This window comes from Aerococcus sp. NPDC058936 (genome assembly GCF_042741995.1).
Classification (GTDB): domain Bacteria; phylum Bacillota; class Bacilli; order Lactobacillales; family Aerococcaceae; genus Aerococcus.
Genome location: NZ_JBHYKZ010000001.1, coordinates 205,918 through 223,689, shown reverse-complemented (window position 1 = coordinate 223,689; position 17,772 = coordinate 205,918). Strand labels below are relative to the sequence as shown.

General features: G+C 39.3%; 17 protein-coding genes and 1 pseudogene. 6 read left to right on the top strand and 12 right to left on the bottom strand.

Annotated features, from left to right (window positions below; all coding sequences use genetic code 11):
* Positions 1 to 115: 115 nt before the first annotated feature.
* The 5 genes and pseudogenes from ACFW0C_RS01050 to tsaA form a co-directional block, all read right to left on the bottom strand.
* Positions 116 to 859: pseudogene (locus ACFW0C_RS01050) on the bottom strand (GGDEF domain-containing protein).
* A gap of 665 nt (positions 860 to 1,524) precedes the next feature.
* Positions 1,525 to 3,342, bottom strand: a complete 1,818-nt coding sequence (locus ACFW0C_RS01045) for a DUF2207 family protein (RefSeq protein ID WP_378104592.1) — start codon at positions 3,340 to 3,342, stop codon at positions 1,525 to 1,527.
* Positions 3,336 to 3,878 carry a LemA family protein gene (locus ACFW0C_RS01040; RefSeq protein ID WP_378104591.1) on the bottom strand — a complete coding sequence of 181 codons (543 nt, stop codon included), beginning with the start codon at positions 3,876 to 3,878 and terminating at the stop codon, positions 3,336 to 3,338. Before ACFW0C_RS01040 ends, ACFW0C_RS01045 begins: the two co-directional genes overlap by 7 nt.
* Positions 3,879 to 4,024: 146 nt before the next feature.
* Entirely contained in the window at positions 4,025 to 4,918 is an 894-nt protein-coding gene (locus tag ACFW0C_RS01035) for a fumarylacetoacetate hydrolase family protein (protein ID WP_378104588.1), read from the bottom strand.
* A gap of 10 nt (positions 4,919 to 4,928) precedes the next feature.
* On the bottom strand, positions 4,929 to 5,612 hold the full coding sequence (gene tsaA / locus ACFW0C_RS01030) for a tRNA (N6-threonylcarbamoyladenosine(37)-N6)-methyltransferase TrmO (RefSeq protein ID WP_378104586.1): 684 nt from the start codon (positions 5,610 to 5,612) through the stop codon (positions 4,929 to 4,931).
* 141 nt (positions 5,613 to 5,753) lie between these two features.
* Between tsaA and ACFW0C_RS01025 the strand changes: the two genes are divergently transcribed.
* A complete protein-coding gene (locus ACFW0C_RS01025; protein ID WP_378104584.1) occupies positions 5,754 to 6,305 on the top strand; it encodes a hypothetical protein in 552 nt (183 codons plus the stop codon).
* A gap of 64 nt (positions 6,306 to 6,369) precedes the next feature.
* Here the strand turns inward: ACFW0C_RS01025 and ACFW0C_RS01020 are convergent, their stop codons facing one another.
* Positions 6,370 to 7,314, bottom strand: a complete 945-nt coding sequence (locus tag ACFW0C_RS01020) for an exonuclease domain-containing protein (RefSeq protein ID WP_378104582.1) — start codon at positions 7,312 to 7,314, stop codon at positions 6,370 to 6,372.
* Positions 7,315 to 7,426: 112 nt separating this feature from the next.
* On the opposite strand from ACFW0C_RS01020, the gene ACFW0C_RS01015 reads away from it, so the two are divergent.
* Positions 7,427 to 7,870 carry a YaiI/YqxD family protein gene (locus ACFW0C_RS01015; RefSeq protein WP_378104580.1) on the top strand — a complete coding sequence of 148 codons (444 nt, stop codon included), beginning with the start codon at positions 7,427 to 7,429 and terminating at the stop codon, positions 7,868 to 7,870.
* 4 nt (positions 7,871 to 7,874) lie between these two features.
* Here ACFW0C_RS01015 and ACFW0C_RS01010 read toward each other — a convergent pair whose 3' ends face one another.
* Entirely contained in the window at positions 7,875 to 8,150 is a 276-nt protein-coding gene (locus ACFW0C_RS01010) for a DUF503 domain-containing protein (RefSeq protein WP_378104578.1), read from the bottom strand.
* A gap of 133 nt (positions 8,151 to 8,283) precedes the next feature.
* On the opposite strand from ACFW0C_RS01010, the gene ACFW0C_RS01005 reads away from it, so the two are divergent.
* Positions 8,284 to 9,243: a 2-hydroxyacid dehydrogenase gene (locus ACFW0C_RS01005; protein WP_378104575.1), complete on the top strand. Its 960-nt coding sequence runs from the start codon at positions 8,284 to 8,286 to the stop codon at positions 9,241 to 9,243.
* 95 nt (positions 9,244 to 9,338) lie between these two features.
* Here ACFW0C_RS01005 and ACFW0C_RS01000 read toward each other — a convergent pair whose 3' ends face one another.
* Positions 9,339 to 11,522, bottom strand: coding sequence for an amino acid ABC transporter substrate-binding protein/permease (locus ACFW0C_RS01000; protein ID WP_378104729.1), 2,184 nt, complete (start codon positions 11,520 to 11,522; stop codon positions 9,339 to 9,341).
* 273 nt (positions 11,523 to 11,795) lie between these two features.
* Here ACFW0C_RS01000 and ybaK point away from each other — a divergent pair, with 273 nt between their 5' ends.
* Positions 11,796 to 12,278: a Cys-tRNA(Pro) deacylase gene (gene ybaK / locus ACFW0C_RS00995; protein ID WP_378104574.1), complete on the top strand. Its 483-nt coding sequence runs from the start codon at positions 11,796 to 11,798 to the stop codon at positions 12,276 to 12,278.
* A 50-nt stretch (positions 12,279 to 12,328) separates the two neighbouring features.
* On the opposite strand, the gene ACFW0C_RS00990 is transcribed toward ybaK, so the two are convergent.
* Positions 12,329 to 12,721 carry a YccF domain-containing protein gene (locus tag ACFW0C_RS00990; RefSeq protein ID WP_378104571.1) on the bottom strand — a complete coding sequence of 131 codons (393 nt, stop codon included), beginning with the start codon at positions 12,719 to 12,721 and terminating at the stop codon, positions 12,329 to 12,331.
* Positions 12,722 to 12,892: 171 nt separating this feature from the next.
* On the opposite strand from ACFW0C_RS00990, the gene ACFW0C_RS00985 reads away from it, so the two are divergent.
* On the top strand, positions 12,893 to 13,702 hold the full coding sequence (locus ACFW0C_RS00985) for an HAD family hydrolase (RefSeq protein ID WP_378104568.1): 810 nt from the start codon (positions 12,893 to 12,895) through the stop codon (positions 13,700 to 13,702).
* Positions 13,703 to 13,867: 165 nt separating this feature from the next.
* Here ACFW0C_RS00985 and ACFW0C_RS00980 read toward each other — a convergent pair whose 3' ends face one another.
* The 3 genes from ACFW0C_RS00980 to ACFW0C_RS00970 all read right to left on the bottom strand — a co-directional run bounded on the left by ACFW0C_RS00980 (position 13,868) and on the right by ACFW0C_RS00970 (position 16,523).
* On the bottom strand, positions 13,868 to 14,644 hold the full coding sequence (locus ACFW0C_RS00980) for a Cof-type HAD-IIB family hydrolase (RefSeq protein ID WP_378104566.1): 777 nt from the start codon (positions 14,642 to 14,644) through the stop codon (positions 13,868 to 13,870).
* A gap of 72 nt (positions 14,645 to 14,716) precedes the next feature.
* Entirely contained in the window at positions 14,717 to 15,667 is a 951-nt protein-coding gene (locus ACFW0C_RS00975; RefSeq protein ID WP_378104564.1) for a Gfo/Idh/MocA family protein, read from the bottom strand.
* Entirely contained in the window at positions 15,660 to 16,523 is an 864-nt protein-coding gene (locus ACFW0C_RS00970; protein ID WP_378104561.1) for a MurR/RpiR family transcriptional regulator, read from the bottom strand. The genes ACFW0C_RS00975 and ACFW0C_RS00970 overlap by 8 nt, the downstream gene beginning before the upstream one ends.
* A 214-nt stretch (positions 16,524 to 16,737) precedes the next feature.
* Here ACFW0C_RS00970 and ACFW0C_RS00965 point away from each other — a divergent pair, with 214 nt between their 5' ends.
* Positions 16,738 to 17,751: a Gfo/Idh/MocA family oxidoreductase gene (locus ACFW0C_RS00965; RefSeq protein WP_378104559.1), complete on the top strand. Its 1,014-nt coding sequence runs from the start codon at positions 16,738 to 16,740 to the stop codon at positions 17,749 to 17,751.
* The last annotated feature ends 21 nt before the right edge of the window (positions 17,752 to 17,772 follow it).

Below are 17,772 nucleotides of genomic sequence, written 5' to 3'. Positions count from 1 at the left end.
GTTCAATAAGACCAGTCCAGTATACTCCTATATAAATCTTATTGTATCAATCTTTGGGCTGAGAATCATCGTTGAATGCTAAAAAATTATGAAAGATTCAGTTGAAAATAATCAATTAATCGAAATTCAACTCGCCTATAGCGCTCACCGTTTGGTTTTTCCCATGGTGTTTCGCTTGATATAAAGCTTGGTCAGCCCGCAACAAGGTAATTTTCATGTCTTCTTGCGGTTTTCTAAGGGCCACACCAATTGACACTGTAACCCTTAAAGGCTCGCCTTCTTCACTAAATAGTGGCATTTCAGCAATTCTTTAATGGATAGTTTCAGCTAAATCCAGCGTTTTTTGTCCAGTACAGTCAAAGACTAAGCTCACGAATTCTTCCCCACCGTACCGGTAATAATCGAATAAATCAGCTTTTAAATCATTCAAGACGATACCTATTTCTTGAAGTGCCTTATCGCCCACAAGATGACCATAGGTATCATTCAACTTTTTGAAATTATCAATATCAAGAATTAATAGCGAATAGGAATGATTATTTTCTGAAATTTTCCCAAGGTCTTCTTCTAATTTCCGGGCGTTATAGAGGGTCGTTAGGCTGTCGTGCACTGAGGATTGGTAAAGTTTATTTAGATCGTTGGTGAACTGGTAAGAAATGTATATAAATACTGATGACAAAAAAGCCAGCAATAAGTAAGCTGAAAATACGTGGTAGGGATCTTCTAATCGAATAAAGGATATTGGCACAGTAATAACAATACCCATCATCGCTAACAACCACAGTTGGAAGAACTCTGAATGTTTGACTTTAATACGGTCAAAGACACCTAAACTCAGCACAATATAGGCTAAGACCATCAAGAAGTATAATCCGGACAAGGTTAAGTCGCCAAAGAAAAATCGACAAATCGCAACAAATACCATTGTCGGACGGGCAATTTCCTTATCCAAATACACCATGGTATAGGCGAATAGTACTGACCTAAAGTCAAAACGCACACCTTCAACGATAAAGGATGACATCATCAAACAAACACCCGCTGCCGTTTGTAAGCCGATAAAGAGGTTACGGTTGTTGATGGGATTTCGTCTTTCCTCAATACTATATCGCCAGCGCCAAACTAAATAAATATCCATAAAAATAATTGCCATATTTGCTAAGACATTTACAATCATGCTATCCTCCTATAATCCTTAACCTATATAATAAGCCCAATTAAAAATATTTAATTACTCCTGTCTTGATACGAAAACTCATCCTTTTAAATATACCACGATTGATCGGCCAGAAAGAACTAAATTAACTTTGAAGAGAGGGAAATTTCGGAACTTTATAGATTACTTATTTATAAGGCCTTTCATTTTTTTACTTTGGCTAAAAATTTACACATCATTAATGATACTAAGTTTTCAATATTGAAAATTCTGTTATGAATATTTGAAATCATTCGTAAATAAAAAAGCCAACTAAGACGAGTCTAGTTGGCTAACACAATCATTGTTTTCATTTATATTGTGACCGGCTAACGAACACCGCCGCCTCCGCCACCACCGAAGGAACCGCCACCACCACCAAAGCTGGTACCGCCCCCTCCACCAGATGATGAAGAAGCTGTTGCAGCGCTATGACCGTCTGAATAAGATCTATTGAGCATTGAACCATAGTATGCGTAGTAGAAGAATGGTGCATCTGAGTATGTTGATATTTCAGCATATTCAGGATAAATCTTACGGAATTCTTCTTCCACTTCATCAGCAATACCAAAGGCACCCGCATAAATCATTAATTCATCCCATAAGGCAACTTCATTGGTCTGACGCTCATTTAGCAATGAGAAGTCTAACAGATAGTTTTTGAATTTCACGATATTATCACGTAACTCAAAGCCTTTATCTGTATAAGCGACGCCTGCCACTTCATGGGCAATATCCAAATCAGTTTTCTCGCGACGAGACTTAGCTGTTAGACCGACAAAAGTGTAGCCATTTTCTTCCAAATAATCTGATGAATAAGCATCTAAGGCTCGTTCATAGGCCTCAATTTTCTTGTAATTCTTTTCTATATATTTAGAGAAGGCTTTTTGTTCAACACGGCCGTCTTTTTGAGCAACGCGTTGCATTAATTTAAACAATCTTGCGGATGGTCCGCTTGGTGCTTTGTCTGATTGAATATAGATAACGGCTTGATCTTTCGATCTTAAGAAGCCATCAATTTCTTCTTCACGCACTGTGATAAAACCGTTTTTCACCAGGTATAAAATTCCCGCCGTCATATAGTTTTGCCGCAATTCACTCTCGTTATCGATTAATTGCGCTAAGATCACATAAAGTTGGAATACATCTTCAGCTGGCGCTTGCCGGTAGTATTCTCCTTGCGTACGTTTTTCCATAGTTTTCATAGTTGGATAATACTCTCGGTATTTCCGTTGGTTAGAAGCATATTGAGAGATCCCCCAAATACCTGCACCCAGTCCACCAATACCAGCAGCTGCTGCTAAACCAAGGATGACCTTAGTAGATGTTGAGGTTGAGGTATCGGCTTCATTTGCCCCATCCATTTCTTGAATATCTTCATAAGTGGCATCAGGATTATAGTCTTCATAGTTATACGATGACCCTTCGAATGCTTGCTCTACAAATGAATCAAAGGTTCTGTCTTCAATCACGAAGTCAGTTGGATAGGTCCCATCTGGAATACGCAATAGGATCGTTACATAGTTGTTGGATCCTAATGGCTCTGTAGATGCCGTCTGAACGACACCATCGCTTGTGATATCAATATTACCGTTGAAACCAAATCCCCAAATACGGTTATCATCATAATTCATCGTTTGTACATCTGAGGAAATTTCCACAGACACAGCTTTGGGAGATGGTGACAAGTCTGAGTTAATAAACTGCCAATAGACCATTTGATCCGTTGATGTTTGTGTAACAAAATTTGAAATCTCATATGACAACTCGTAGGTATGTTGGCCGTATTCAGTAATCCCCCAATTCAGTTCATTCGTGTTTTGCCCATAGGTACCGGCTTTTTGGTCAAAACTATCATCAATATCCCATGATGACTGCTCTTCCATAGGCTGTCCATCCATTGAAACTGTAAAGTTAGAGATGTCCTGAACGTCTTCAAGATTCAAACCTTTATAAATCTCAGTTCCCTCATCAGTATACATGTCCCAAGTCTCACGAATTAAGGCTGATCCATCAGATTGCAAAGTTACATCTACATCGATCGAATTAATTTCATTAGCCAATACTGATTGGGGTGCTACCCAAAATAAAACCAACGCACCAAAGGCTATGATTATCTCAATAGCTTTTTGATGTGTTTTTACCATTGTGGCATCTCCGCTTTTTCTGCTGTATTTTCAAAGTATTCTTCTGGTGTAAATCCTGTAAATCCAGCAATAACAGAATTCGGGAAGGTCTTAATTAAACGATTGTATTTAGTTACAGTGTCATTAAAGACCATACGTGCTTGACGTACATTGTTTTCATAAGTATTTACAGAATTCATTGTTGATTGGTAAACGTCCGAAGCTTTTAAATTCGGATATTGTTCCACTACTACATCAATTGACCGTAAAGCACGATTGAAGGCTGCATCATCTTTTTCCACATCACTTACAGATGAGTTACGTGATACATTCGAACGTGATTCAACGATTTTAGTTAAGGTATCGTGTTCATGTGTTTGATATTGTTTGGTTGCTGAAATTAAATTGGTTAAAGCATCCCAACGAGACTCTACTTGCGCCGCAATTTGTGCCATGGCATTTGAGACCATTTCTTTGGAACCAACGAATTTATTGTAGGCACCGATCCCCCACACAACTAATACAACGATTATAGCAATGACAATAATCCCCATCATAATATCCAACTCCTTTTCTTTTTATATTTCAATTATACTTTAAATGTCATGGTCAATAAAGCGATATCATCAGGTATTGTATAAAAAAGAGACGTAAAGTACTATATTAACTTACTTACATCTCCAAAATTTTCTATATATTTCTCTTATTCTTCTACTTCAAATCTATTGGTTAAACGACCTAAGCCTTCAATTTCAATCGAAATTTCATCGCCTGTTTTAAGCCAGTCTTGTTGACCTTCTGGATAACCTAATACTACCCCTGAAGGCGTACCTGTTAGGATAATATCCCCTGCCTGTAAGGTCATGTATTCAGAGATATAAGACACAATCTCAGCTACCTTGAAAATCATCTGCTTGGTATTAGCCGATTGAACTTCTGCACCATTACGATATGTTTTAATGGCTAAATTGTTGATGTCCACTTCATCTTTCGTCGTTAAATAGGGACCAACGGGTGCAGAGAAATCATTGGTTTTACCAAGTAACCATTGACCTGATTTAAACTGTAAGTCACGGACGGATACATCATCGGCGATAGAATAGCCAAATACGGCATCTAGGGCCTCAGATTGGGAAATATTTTTAGCTGTTTTGCCAATTATGACCACTAATTCCCCTTCATAATCGAATTTCTCGCCGTATTTATTCAATGGGATGACCTGATGATGGCTAGCTAAAGCGTTATTAAATTTTGAAAATAACACGGGTTCTTCTGGATCATCGGAGATTTTCGATTCACTCACATGGTCATGATAATTTAAGCCCACACAAATTATCTTCTCAGGATTATGGATAACAGGCGCATAGACAATGGTGTCCGCATCCACAAAGGTCACTTCATGGGCATGGTGGATATAGTAGTCTAGAATTTGTTGAATACGGTCCTTGTAGGCCCCTTCAATAATGGCCTTAAGCTGGTTTGGGACTTGAATACCTAATGTTTCACTTGCTTCTGCGATGTCGATAATCCCTAAGTCACTCAGGATACCGACTTGAATATCATTTGAATTTCTCTGGAAATATTGAATAAATTTCATGGTCAACCTCCTATGATTTTGGCTGTTCAGTGATTTTTACTACCCTTAAAATACCACTCTTTACTGTAAAATGTACATCATAAGCATCAAAACGCATGCCGTAAATTTTATCAGGATTGTCTTGGGTTCTAGGTCTCGGGTCTTGGGCTAAAACGGCTTGCAATTGGGTTAGTAAATATTCTGGTAATCCCGCAGTCATCGCTTCAGGCATATCTACTGTCAATGGGCGCCAAGCTACTTCATCTGTAAAACCAGCCCTAGCTTCTTCATGGATGTCTGTTTTGACATAGGGTTTGATATCTAATATGGGGGTTTTATGCATTAAATCAACACCAGCTACTTCTAAAGACACTTTTCCAGCCCCATCTATATGGACTTTTTCTAATTTCACTGAAGACAGGCCGATAGGATTTGGTCGGTACGGCGACCTGGAAGCAAAGACACCTACCCGTTCATTCCCTCCCAAACGAGGCGGTCTGACAGTTGCTTTATTGGCTCTACCCTTCTGTGCTGAAAAATACCAGACTAACCACAAGTAATCAAAGGATTCAATCCCTTTAAAATATTCAATTTGATTGTAGGGCGGATAAAATTGAATCATGCCCTTTACTTGTGGCACAACCATACTTTGTCTAGGAATACCGAATTTTTCAACAAAAGCCGTTTCTATCCAACCTATAGGTGCTACTTCCATTTGCAACCTCCTTGCGCTTTCTTATTTCTACTTTATTTTAACTGATTACAATACCAGATGGCACTTTCCTCAATACTCTTGTGCAAATTTCCGCCACAAATTATACTAAGAGAAAAGACATACATGACAAGAGGAGATTTTATGGCAAACTTAGATACGATAAAAAAACTTTATCAAGATTACGCTGAAATGCCCTATATCAATCCAGACCGTGATTTCGATACTTTTATGGATAAATTAGATGTTCAAAAAGAACACTTGGTTCCTAAACGAAATATGGCACGCACAGAAGAAGGTTTGTTGCCGGGACACATCATTTTATTATGGCGTCTTGACTTAGGAACTTTTTCAACTGAATCAGCTATTCCACGTTATTTTGAGTATATTTACGGGATTCATGCCTTAAAGGACTTAGACCGTTTTATTGAAGAAGGTCTAGCTTACCAAATGTCAGCCAAGGAAACTCTATACTTGGTGAACGCAGGGACTTTGAAAAAGATCCTTAAAAAGGCTGGTCAATCAGGCTATTCTTCCATGAAAAAAGATGAATTGGTAAAATATGTGCAAGATCAAATCAGTGAAGAAGATTTAGCGCCGCAAATGCCAATGATTGCTTATCAAACAACTGAACGAGGTCACGAACTGGTTGAAAAATACGATGATATTATTCAGCGTCATGGACCTAAAGGCTAAGCTTGTATATCAAGAGCTGTGACCATGATGTCACAGCTCTTTTTGCATCCTCATTTCGTTAGCCCTACTCCATTTCTAAGAGTTGTTTGAAGATTTTCTCTGAAATAATTTTAATTTTTTCACCACGGTTGGCGTATTCTTCAGCTTTTTTAAATTTACTGGTTTTCTTCTGCTTATTTAAATCAGATTGTGAGACAATAAGATAATCTGTCTTAAGGGTCACTGATTTACCTAAAATAGCCCCTTTATTCAAACTAGATTGCATCGCTTCTTCACGGGACATATTGTCTAGGTCCCCTGAAAAAACGATAGTCTTATTAAATAGCGGATGCATCGGGTTAAAATCAGTTGTTTCTGCCTTTAAGTCCTCTACTTTGATTTGTTTTGGATAGCTACGACGGTAGAAAGCATTTTTGAAGTCTTGTTCACTTTGATAAACCTGTTTGGCTTGGTTAAAGAGCTGGTTATAGACTTCAATAGTAATATAGCAGTCTGTTAACCCACGGTGAGCGCCTTCATAAGAGATGCCGTAGAATTGGGCCATAGTCCCCAACTTATGGTTGGATGTTCCTATTACTAATTTACGGGCGATGGTTAGCACGTCCAGGTAGTCGTTTTTCACTGGGAAATTATAAAGGTTTACTGCGGTATCATAAATAAAACCCAGGTCAAAATTGACGTTGTAGCCTAAAATAATATCTTCTTGGATAAAATCTAAGAATTCTGGCATGGCTTGGTCAATTCGCGGTGCGGTCATGACCATATTGTTGGTAATACCGGTTAAATTGGTGATAAATCCTGAAATTGGCCGGTTGGGTTGGACCAAGGTTGAAAAAGTTCGGTCCATCTGGTGGTCGCGAATCCGAATAGCCGACAACTCTAAAATTTCGTCATTACTTGGTTTTAAACCGGTTGTCTCAATATCAATCATGACATAGTCTTTTGGAAAACCGATGATTGACTTGCCCATGTGTGGTCGTTGTTGACCAGATCTTCTATTGTAAACCATATTGCCACTTCCTTATTTACTGGTGATTTTACACCTTAATTGCGCATTATTTTGTATTCATTATATTATACGTTTTATTTTTCTATTAGTTAATGTTAGAAAGGATGTTTTGATGAAAATTTTTATCGACGGTGACGGTAGTCCAACTAAACAAGAAACAATTCAATTGGCGAAACAATATGATTTACCGGTCGTTTTAGTAACCTCGATTGACCATTTTTCAAAAAAGCCAGTCGCTGACCATGTGGAAACTGTCTATGTGGAAAGAGGTGCAGACTCGGCCGATTTTAAAATTCTATCCATGATCAGTGCCGGAGATATTGTGGTCACCCAAGATTACGGTCTAGCGTCATTAGCTCTGGCAAAAGCGACGGTCATTCACCACTCTGGCATGATTTATACCGACATGAATATCGACCAACTGCTCCGCCAGCGGTATGAAAGTCAACAGATGCGGAAGGCAAAAATGCGGACGAAGGGGCCTAAACCCTTTACTGCAGAAGACCGTCAGCATTTTATTCAAGCCCTAGACAAGATTATTCAAGACCGCCTCTAAAAAGCTATTCATACCAATCTTGTTGGATGACTTCAATTGGATAATTGGCTTCACAAAAGTCAACAGCTTGATTGAGCATCTTTTCCGCAAAGCTGTATGAATTTGACACAATACCAATGCCAAGAATAGCCTGGTTGATGACGTCTTGGTCTCCTGTTTCTGCAACTGAAACCCCGTATTTGGCGGATACTTTTTTCATCATACTTTGTAGGATTTGGCGTTTGTCTTTCAGCGAATCGCTAGCAAATGTAAATGTAATTTCCAATCCCAGTAAAATCATGTCACACACCTACCCCTTCTTCCTAAATTTTCTCATACTATTTCCGGGTGTCAACTGTTTGAATTAAAGGGTTTTATGCCTTATAGTGAAAGTATGAATCGATTGTATAATTAAATATTGAAAGGAAGATTCCATGAAGATTGCTTTACTAGAACCATTACGCGTACCAGAAGCCCGCATTAACGAATTGGCCCAACCACTGATTGACGCTGGTCATGAATTTACCTATTACCCTGACAAAACGACTGATCCAAACGAACTTTATGAACGGTCTAAGGATGCGGATATTGTGATGATTGCCAACAATCCATACCCGGCTGAAGTGATCGAGCGTTTAGGAAATACAAAATTTATCAATGTGGCTTTTACTGGTTTCGACCATGTTGACAGCAAAGCCAGTAAGGATAAAGGAATCGCCATCGCCAATGCTTCAGGATATGCAACAACATCGGTTGCTGAATTGGCTTTAGGTTTGACTTTAGACCTATTCCGCGCCATCACAAAGGGTAACGACGACATCCGTAATGCCAACTTCTCAGGTCCCTTCCAAGGCCGTGAAATCAAAGGAAAAACGGTTGGTATCGTCGGTACTGGTCATATCGGAATTGAAACGGCCAAATTATTCAAAGCTTTCGGCGCTCATTTAATCGGATACAACCGGTCTGAAAAGCAGGAAGCCAAAGACTTAGGCGTTGAATTAGTTGAACTGGATGAATTATTGCAAAGTGCAGATATTGTATCAGTTCATTTGCCTTTAAATGATGAAACAAAACACTTGTTAAATAAAGAAAAATTAAGCTTGATGAAAGAATCTGCTGTGATCATTAACGTTGCCCGCGGGCCAATTATCGATAATGCAGCCTTAGCTGACTTATTGAATGATGACAAAATAGCCGGGGCTGGAATTGACGTCTTTGACGGCGAACCGCCACTGCCTCTTGACTACCCATTGTTATCGGCTAAGAATGCTATTTTGACACCGCATGTTGGTTTCTTATCTGACGAAGCTATGGAATTAAGAGCGCAAATTGCTTTTGACAACACGCAAGCATTTATCGACGGTAAACCACAAAACATCGTTCAAGAAGCCTAGTTTCTGCTAGCTTAAATCGATATTCAAAAGAATAAAAAAATCCAGGCTACCCGGTTTAAGGGGCCTGGATTTTTCTTATGATTAGCGTTTATTTATTAGCGTGTAGTTCTTGAACCTACATAACGCTTTTCAATATAGTTTGAAAGTTTCGTTAGAATCGTAATGATGATGATATACATCAAACCAACGATCAACCACATGCTACCTGATTGGTAAGTACGGGCGATGATGATACGACCTGTTTGCGTCAATTCTACGATACCAATTACGGATAGGATTGACGTATCTTTCAATGTAATAACGAACTGGTTAATGAATGACGGTACCATCACTTTTACTGCCTGAGGCAAGATGATATGACGCATTGTTTGACCATTTGTTAAACCTAGACTTCGTGCTGCTTCAGTTTGACCTGTATCGATGGCTTGGATACCACCACGAACGATTTCACCCATGTATGCTGCCGCATTTAGTGAAAGGGTTAAAATACCCGCCAAGTTACTTGAAATGGTAATGTTAAACATTTGCGGAATACCGAAGTAGATGAAGAATGACATTACAATTAGTGGTAAACCACGCATGATGTCAATATATACTGTCGCAATCCCTGATAGCACAAAGTTACCACTTGTACGCATCAGGCCTAAGAAAATACCTAAGATTGTCGCAATTACTAATGATACGATAGCTAAGTAAACAGTTGTTCCTAAACCTGATAATAAGGCTGGGAAGTTGTTCGCTAATTGAGTTAAGAAGCCGTTAGAAGCGCTTGTTTCGCCCTCTTCAGAATCACCTAAGTATTTGCCAACGATTTCGTCGTACTCGCCAGATTCTTGAATAGCCGCTAGTCCGTCATTGAACATTTGTAGTAATTCTTGGTTTTCACCAGCTAAAACAGCAAACCCATAAGATACAGGTTCTAATTGGTCACCAATAACTTTAAGGTTTAAACCACCAGAGTTAATTGCGTAAGCCATTACTGGATAATCTTCTACCGCTGCTGCAGAGTTACCAGAAATAACATCTTGGTACATGTTAGAAGAGTCATCAAATGTTGTTACGGTAAAACCGTATTCGTCGGCCATTGATTGGGCAATTGTTGCTCCTTGTGTACCAGTTTTAACGGCAACATTTTGTCCTTCTAAGTCTTCATATGATTCAATATCTGAATCTGCCAGAACGGCGAATGTTGTCCCTGAATCAAAATATGGTTCTGAGAAATCAAAAGTTTGTTGACGTTCTTCTGTAATCGACATACCAGCGATTACCGCATCTGCTTGCTGAGTCTCAACAGCTTGAACCGCCGCATCAAACCCTAATGATTTCAGCTCATAGTTGAAACCTTGGTTAGCTGCAATGGCATCTAATAATTCAACATCGATACCAGTAAAGTCACCATTCTCGTCTACAAACTCAAATGGTGCAAAGGTTGTATCGGTTGCAATTGTGTAAGTTTCACCTGAACCAGCTGCTGGAGTTTCAGGTGAAGAAGATGAATCTCCTTGGCCAGCGCCATATTCAGCTAAAATTTCATCATATTCGCCTGATGCTTTGATGTTTTCAAGACCAGCGTTGAACATTTCAAGTAATTCAGCATTTTGACCACCTAATACGGCGAAACCATATGGTGCTTCTTCAAAATTGTCACCAATGAATCGTAAGTTTAAACCACCTGATTCGATTGCGTAACCCATTACTGGATAATCTTCTACCGCTGCCGCTGAGTTACCAGAAATAACATCTTGGTACATGTTTGGCGAGTCATCGAAAGTATTCACTGTAAAACCGTATTGGTCCGCTAAATCGGCTGCAATTGTTGCCCCTTGCGTACCTGTTTTAACAGCAACGGATTGCCCTTCTAAATCTTCCAAAGATTGGTATTCAGAGTCATCTAAAACTGCAAAAGCTGTACCTGCTTCATAGTAAGGATCAGAGAAATCAAAGGTTTGTTGACGTTCATCTGTAATCGACATACCAGCGATTACTGCATCCGCTTGACCAGTTTCAACAGCTTGAACCGCTGCATCGAAACCTAATGAACGTAACTCATATTCAAATCCTTGGTCTTTAGCGATTGCTTCTAAGATATCTACATCAATACCCACAAAATCCCCTGAATCATCTACGAATTCGAAAGGTGCAAAAGTTGTATCGGTTGCAATAATATAAGTTTCACCATTACCTGTTTCAGTTGCCTCAACTTTACCAGGTACGATTGAAAATAATAGCGTAAGTAAACTTACAATAAATACGGAAAATGATAGCTTTTTATGCTTCATCATGTCTTTCCCTCACTTCTTTCTTCATATGTTTTTAATGCTTTCACAAGATGGTTACAAGTATACCTTGAAATTTGCAAAAAAGGAAAGGAAACATTACGTGAAATGTCAGATTTTATTACATAAGTAGATAAAACCGGTCTATTTAATCACACGTCCCCTTTTTTATACCCAATCACTTTTTTTCGCATAATAAATATAAATGTGTAAAATAGGATTTAATTATAGAATTAAATCGAAGGTTGAAAATAAAAAAGAAAGTGATGTTGAATTATGGCCAAAGCTAAAAAAACCAATGTAATCCGTAAATTAGACCAACAAAAAATTCCCTATACAGAAATGACTCTTCCTGAAGATTTCACACCACATTCCAGTGAAGAAGTTGCTGAAATCCTCGGCATTAATCCAGACCAACAATTTAAAACACTAGTCACACATGGAAAATCGAAAAACCATTATGTCTTTCTAGTCCCAGTTAACCATGAGTTAGATCTAAAGCTGGCCGCTGCTGCCGTTGGCGAGAAGAATATTCATATGATTGCCCAAAAAGATCTTGAACCCTTAACTGGCTACATTCACGGTGGGTGTTCTCCGATTGGTATGAAGAAGGCCTTTCCAACCGTAATTGATGCCACCGCTCAAAATTATGAGACCATTATTTTTTCAGCCGGAAAACGCGGATTCCTAGTTGAAGCACCCGTTAATGACTTGGGAAAAGTGATTGCCCAATTAGATTTTGCCAACATTCTAGCCTAAAAAAAAACTAGCCAAGAGAAAACTGGCTAGTTTTTCCTATTTCTATTCTACTATCTTATATCCATGTAAAGTGTATTTGACGGCACAATTCGTGCACCAAATGGTACAAGCGATAGTACGGCTAGTTTAAAGTGTTGTTTGGCGAATGGGATACCGATAATAGTAATGGCTAAAATAACCCCCGTAAATAGGTGCATGGCTGCTAATTCTAGACCACCAAAGATTAACCATAGAATATTCCATAGCAAGCTCCCAAAGCCACTTTCTTCACGGACAACGTCCTTGCCAAATGGCATTAATGATAATTTGGCCATCTTGAAACATTGTTGGCCTACGGGGATACCAATAATCGTTAGACACCATAGACAGCCGATAAAAAACCAGGAGATGGCAGAAATAATCCCACCAAAGATCATCCAAATTAAATTTCCTAAACAACCCATGGGCGTTCATCCTTTCATTTTCGTTTTCAATAGTTTATGGTTATAATATAGCATAGACAAGTATACTAGCCATCCGTCTAACGGTGTAATTTTTAAATTAAAAATAATTGTAAGCGCTATATGACCGTCTACAAAAGCTCGCTAGTAACAAATGCCAATTGGAGGATTTACATGACAGATATTAAATTAATTGCCATTGATATGGACCACACCTTGCTAAATGACAAGGGACAGCTCCCTGAGAACTTTACAGACCAGGTACATGCCTTAAAAGAAAAAGGTATCCAAGTGGTTATCGCATCCGGACGACCACTTTATACTCTGGCAGATATGTTCAGTCATATTGAAGATGATTTGATTTTCGTATCTGATAATGGTGCTGCCATCACCAAACAAGGAGAACAATTATTTAATTCAATCATCGAACCAGATGACTACCGCAAATTGATGGCCTTTACCCTTGAGCAAAACGAAGCGGCTGGCATCCCAATCTTGTGCGCCCTAGACGCTGCCTATATTCCAAAAGTCCATGACCAATATGACCAAGTCTACCGGACTTTCTATACAAATATTTATTATTATGACGACTTTGCATCAGTAGATGCTGTTGCTAACAAGTTTACAGTGTATACACCAAATAACGATGCCGTTGACCAATATGAGGACATTTACGGACCGGCTTTAACTAAGCAGTTCTCTGCCACAACATCTGGTAAAGAGTGGATTGATATTATGAACAAAAATATCAATAAAGGACAAGCTATGTACCAACTGAGCAACTTACTCAATATCACCACAGACCAAATGATGGCTTTTGGTGATAACTATAACGATATTGAAATGTTGGCTGCGGTGAAATATTCATATGCTATGGCAAATGCCCATGATGATATTAAGGCACAAGCTAATTTTATCGCCCCTTCTAATAATGATCTAGGCGTCTCAACAGTCATTCAAGACTTGTTAGACGGTAACTGCTAAAAAACAACATAACCATAAAACAAAAACACAGAAAGTAGTTGAACCTCACTTGGTCAGCCATTTCCTGTGTTTTTCCTTCTAGTATGTTCTTCTTTGTTCCTCTGTAGATATCCCCGAAATGCCGTAAAGGTCTTTAAACATTCAGGTGATTGCTCTTTTCAAATATTAATCAAACAAGCCTAATTGTTCACAGGCTTTATAAATACCGTCATTCCAAACTTCATCGGTGATGATATCTGCAGCTTTCTTGACATTATCGGTCCCATTACCCATGGCAACTGAGGTACCGACTTTGGCCAACATTTCAAGGTCGTTGTCAGCGTCTCCAAAAGCATATGTTTGTGAAATATCCATATTCAAAATTTCTAATACCCGGTCAATCCCATTAGCTTTTGACACGTCAAACGGATAGATATCTAAATGCGATGGCCCCGTTTGAACGACTTTTAATTCAGTCAGCCAGTCACTTACAATTCGAATATTTTCAGTGGTCACAAGCATTTGAAGGACATTTTCAGGATATTCACTATCATTCACAATCTTAAAAGGTTCACCATAATTTCTGGCACGGACGACATTTGGTAGCAGGTGTAAACCCTTCTTAGTGTCGAAGAAGCCAGGTACATCGCGGAAACGCATTTCATCAATTGTTCGCTCAACTAAGGCCTGGTCAATATAATTTTGATAAACTAGGTCATTTTCGATATGAACTGCCTGCCCGTTTGAAGTGATGAATGAATCAATCTTCAATAGGTCCCCCAAGTCCTGAGCCCGGTTCTTCCAGCGCCCTGTCGCGATAATTGGCAGCACGCCATTGGCTTTTAACTTTTCAATAGCAAGGTAGGTTGACTCAGGAACCTGTTGTTCAATGGGTAAATGGTACTTGCTTGAGTCAAATAAGGTACCGTCAATATCAAAAAATGCCACTCGTTCAATCTTCATAGAAGAGCCTCCTGTAATTTTCTTCTTTTCATTATAGCAGATTCCGCTTTCATTTGACTTGAGTGACTGCAATTACTCAAATATTTCTGCTTTCACTTGATCAATAATACCTGCTAATTTTTTGGTGTCAGCCATAGACATCCGGTTGCTTTCTAATCTACCTGCTTTTAAATTGGCATGGACATGGGTAATTTCACCATAAAAATCATCGACAATATTTAAAATTTCATTGTTGGTGACTTTATCGTCTATAATTAAGTCAAATTTAGTTGGTCGGTGGAAGTCATAAATCACAATTTCCCCTTTACTTCCTGAAATCACTGCTTTTGCGTCTGTTAACCGGTCGAAACCTGATTCTAGCACAGCTTCCTTACCGTTCACGTCAAATATCGCATCCACGTATACTTCTACTTGACTTTCATGTAACTTGTAATCTAAGTGTTTCAAGGAAAATTCACCTGGCAAGAAATCGACTAGTAAGGCCACGTTATAGATCCCCATATCCAGTAAACAGCCCCCTTGACCGGGTTCAAAATGGTAAGAAGCATGGGATTCATCGAATCTTCGGCATAAAGAAGTGGTTACCGTATGGACTTCCCCAATTTCACCTTGTGCGACCAGCTCTTTCACCGATTGATAAGCTGGGGTAAAGCGACTCTTCATGGCTTCCATAAAGAAAACGGGTTTTGCCTCTAAAGCTGCTTCAATTTCTTCTACCTCCGCTTGGTTGATAGTCGCTGGTTTTTCACAAAGAATGGCTTTGCCTGCTTCGATGGCTTTCAAGACCCATTCCAAATGGTATTTATGCGGTAAGCCAATGTAGACTGCGTCCACTTGATCGTCGTCCAATAATTCCTGGTAACTTCCATAAGCCTTTTCACATGGATGGTTAGCTTTGAAAGCTTCAGCCTTTTCAATCGTCCGGTTGGCAACCGCGTATAATTCACCGTCAGTTACCTCCTCTAGACTATCCGCAAAACGGTTGGCGATATTTCCTGCGCCGATAATTCCCCACTTAATCATCTAATGCTCCTCTCTGGATTCGCGTAAACTTCTTGGCAATTTGTTCGTTATTTTTCTGGTAATTGGTCATAAAAATCATGGCATATAAAACATTAAAAATATATTCAATGGCAATCTGCGAGGAGAAAGTTCCTATTTTTAAGGAGTCTGACCGCTCCAAATCAACAGTTGTCAGCCAATGGTCGGTCATCCCCGCTAAAACTTTAGCGTTTAGGGACGAAATCAAAATAGTTGGCACACTTTCAGCTTTCAAAATCTCAATAAAATGTTGGTACTTGACCGAATCTGCCCGGTAGGAGGTAAATATGGCACAATCTGTCCTTGTAATATTGGACGCCACCCAAGCCTCATCCGCGTATTCTTCCGCAATCACAATGAAAATCCCTAATTTAGCCAGTTTATTCTGAAAAGATCGGGCTGAAATTTGCGTGTCACCTTTGGCAAAAATAAATATCCGCTTGGCATCTAGCATAGTCTTCACACAGGCCTCAAAAGTCTGTTCGTCGAAATTGGCTTGCATAGCTTCAATCGTCTGCTTGGTTAAACTAGCCATCTTGTTAGCTATACCACTTGTTGAATCATCTGGTGCGAAGGGAAAATTGGCATCCACTGCCTCTTCCTTGAACCGGTCCTGCTGGGCATAGGCAATTAAAGCCACCCTAAAATCCCTGAAACCTTCATAACCTAACTTTTGGGTGAAACGGACAATCGCTGAATGCGAAGTATATGTTTTGGTTGCTAAATCCGTCAAATTAAACTGGCTGGTCGCTAAAGGGTTGCCCAAAATATAAGCCGCTATGCGCTTTTCATTGGGGGTAAATTGTTGATTATTTTTAAGTGCTTGCACTAAATGCATTTTCTCACCTTTTCCTGGAAGGGTTCTCTACTCATAACATTCTAAGCTATCTGCCTGAAAATTGTTATAAAAGATATTTTTTTGGCCAAAATGTTCAAAAGACCCTTTTAATTTAAGCCCTTTCTGGCACTTACTACCAGAATAACCAAATCGCTATCATTTTTCCATCAATACCGCTATATTTAAGATAAATACATTTATGGAGGTTATGTTCATGTTAAATATTGCTTATATTGGAAACGGTAAATCCACCAACCGGTACCACCTACCCTTTTCTAGCCGCCTACCGGAAATTGTCAACATTCAAACAATTTACTCGCGGTCTGGGAAAAGTGCTTGGCCAAGTCTTGAGGGCGTCAATTACACGAGTAACCTAGATGACATCTACACAGATGAAGACATCAACCTGGTTGTCATCACCACACCTAGCGCCAGCCACTATGATTTAGCCAAACAAACTCTTGAAGCTGGCAAGAATGTCCTGGTGGAAAAGCCATTTGCGGAAACCCGTGATCAAGCCCAAGAATTATTCGACTTAGCCAAAGAAAAGGGCCTATTCATCCAGTGCTACCAAAATCGTCGCTACGATTCTGACTTCCTAACTACGCAAAAAGTCATCGAATCAGGCGTCCTTGGTGATCTGATCGATGTCGAAATTCACTACGACCGTTATAATCCTGAATTTTCAGAAAATTCAACTTATAGTTTGATCGATTCCTATACTTACGGCCTTGGTTCCCATTCCCTTGACCAAGCCATTTCTTACTTTGGTATGCCTGACGACGTCCACTTCGATACCCGTCAAATTCTTGGTGCCGGCAAATTAAACGACTACTTTGACTTTGATTTAAATTACGGTAATTTAAAAGTGGCAGTAGCCGGTTCATTGATGCGGTTTGAAGCCAGACCATCTTTTGCCGTTTACGGGAAAAGAGGTGTCTTCATCAAGCAAACAAAAGACCGTCAAGAAGATCATTTGAAACTCAACTACACCCCTGATGAACCTGGTTTTGGACAAGACTTGCCTGAACATTACGGGACTTTAACCTATCTCGATGACAATGGAGTCTACCACAAGGAAGCGGTTGTTTCTGAAGTTGGCGACTATCGTCAAGTTTACCGCGATATTTATGAAACAATTGTTAACGGTAAAGAGAAAGTCGTGAAAGATGAAGAAACATTGTTAGTGATGCAAATTATGGAAGACGGACAAGTCGATTTACATTAATTTTGATTCACTAAAGAAAGG

What these genes read in the sequence shown, in the direction of transcription:
- ACFW0C_RS01045 (WP_378104592.1), bottom strand. Translation starts at nt 3,342, where the DNA reads ATGGTAAAAACACATCAAAAAGCTATTGAGATAATCATAGCCTTTGGT.
- ACFW0C_RS01040 (WP_378104591.1), bottom strand. Translation starts at nt 3,878, where the DNA reads ATGATGGGGATTATTGTCATTGCTATAATCGTTGTATTAGTTGTGTGG.
- ACFW0C_RS01035 (WP_378104588.1), bottom strand. Translation starts at nt 4,918, where the DNA reads ATGAAATTTATTCAATATTTCCAGAGAAATTCAAATGATATTCAAGTC.
- tsaA (WP_378104586.1), bottom strand. Translation starts at nt 5,612, where the DNA reads ATGGAAGTAGCACCTATAGGTTGGATAGAAACGGCTTTTGTTGAAAAA.
- ACFW0C_RS01025 (WP_378104584.1), top strand. Translation starts at nt 5,754, where the DNA reads ATGGCAAACTTAGATACGATAAAAAAACTTTATCAAGATTACGCTGAA.
- ACFW0C_RS01020 (WP_378104582.1), bottom strand. Translation starts at nt 7,314, where the DNA reads ATGGTTTACAATAGAAGATCTGGTCAACAACGACCACACATGGGCAAG.
- ACFW0C_RS01015 (WP_378104580.1), top strand. Translation starts at nt 7,427, where the DNA reads ATGAAAATTTTTATCGACGGTGACGGTAGTCCAACTAAACAAGAAACA.
- ACFW0C_RS01010 (WP_378104578.1), bottom strand. Translation starts at nt 8,150, where the DNA reads ATGATTTTACTGGGATTGGAAATTACATTTACATTTGCTAGCGATTCG.
- ACFW0C_RS01005 (WP_378104575.1), top strand. Translation starts at nt 8,284, where the DNA reads ATGAAGATTGCTTTACTAGAACCATTACGCGTACCAGAAGCCCGCATT.
- ACFW0C_RS01000 (WP_378104729.1), bottom strand. Translation starts at nt 11,522, where the DNA reads ATGAAGCATAAAAAGCTATCATTTTCCGTATTTATTGTAAGTTTACTT.
- ybaK (WP_378104574.1), top strand. Translation starts at nt 11,796, where the DNA reads ATGGCCAAAGCTAAAAAAACCAATGTAATCCGTAAATTAGACCAACAA.
- ACFW0C_RS00990 (WP_378104571.1), bottom strand. Translation starts at nt 12,721, where the DNA reads ATGGGTTGTTTAGGAAATTTAATTTGGATGATCTTTGGTGGGATTATT.
- ACFW0C_RS00985 (WP_378104568.1), top strand. Translation starts at nt 12,893, where the DNA reads ATGACAGATATTAAATTAATTGCCATTGATATGGACCACACCTTGCTA.
- ACFW0C_RS00980 (WP_378104566.1), bottom strand. Translation starts at nt 14,644, where the DNA reads ATGAAGATTGAACGAGTGGCATTTTTTGATATTGACGGTACCTTATTT.
- ACFW0C_RS00975 (WP_378104564.1), bottom strand. Translation starts at nt 15,667, where the DNA reads ATGATTAAGTGGGGAATTATCGGCGCAGGAAATATCGCCAACCGTTTT.
- ACFW0C_RS00970 (WP_378104561.1), bottom strand. Translation starts at nt 16,523, where the DNA reads ATGCATTTAGTGCAAGCACTTAAAAATAATCAACAATTTACCCCCAAT.
- ACFW0C_RS00965 (WP_378104559.1), top strand. Translation starts at nt 16,738, where the DNA reads ATGTTAAATATTGCTTATATTGGAAACGGTAAATCCACCAACCGGTAC.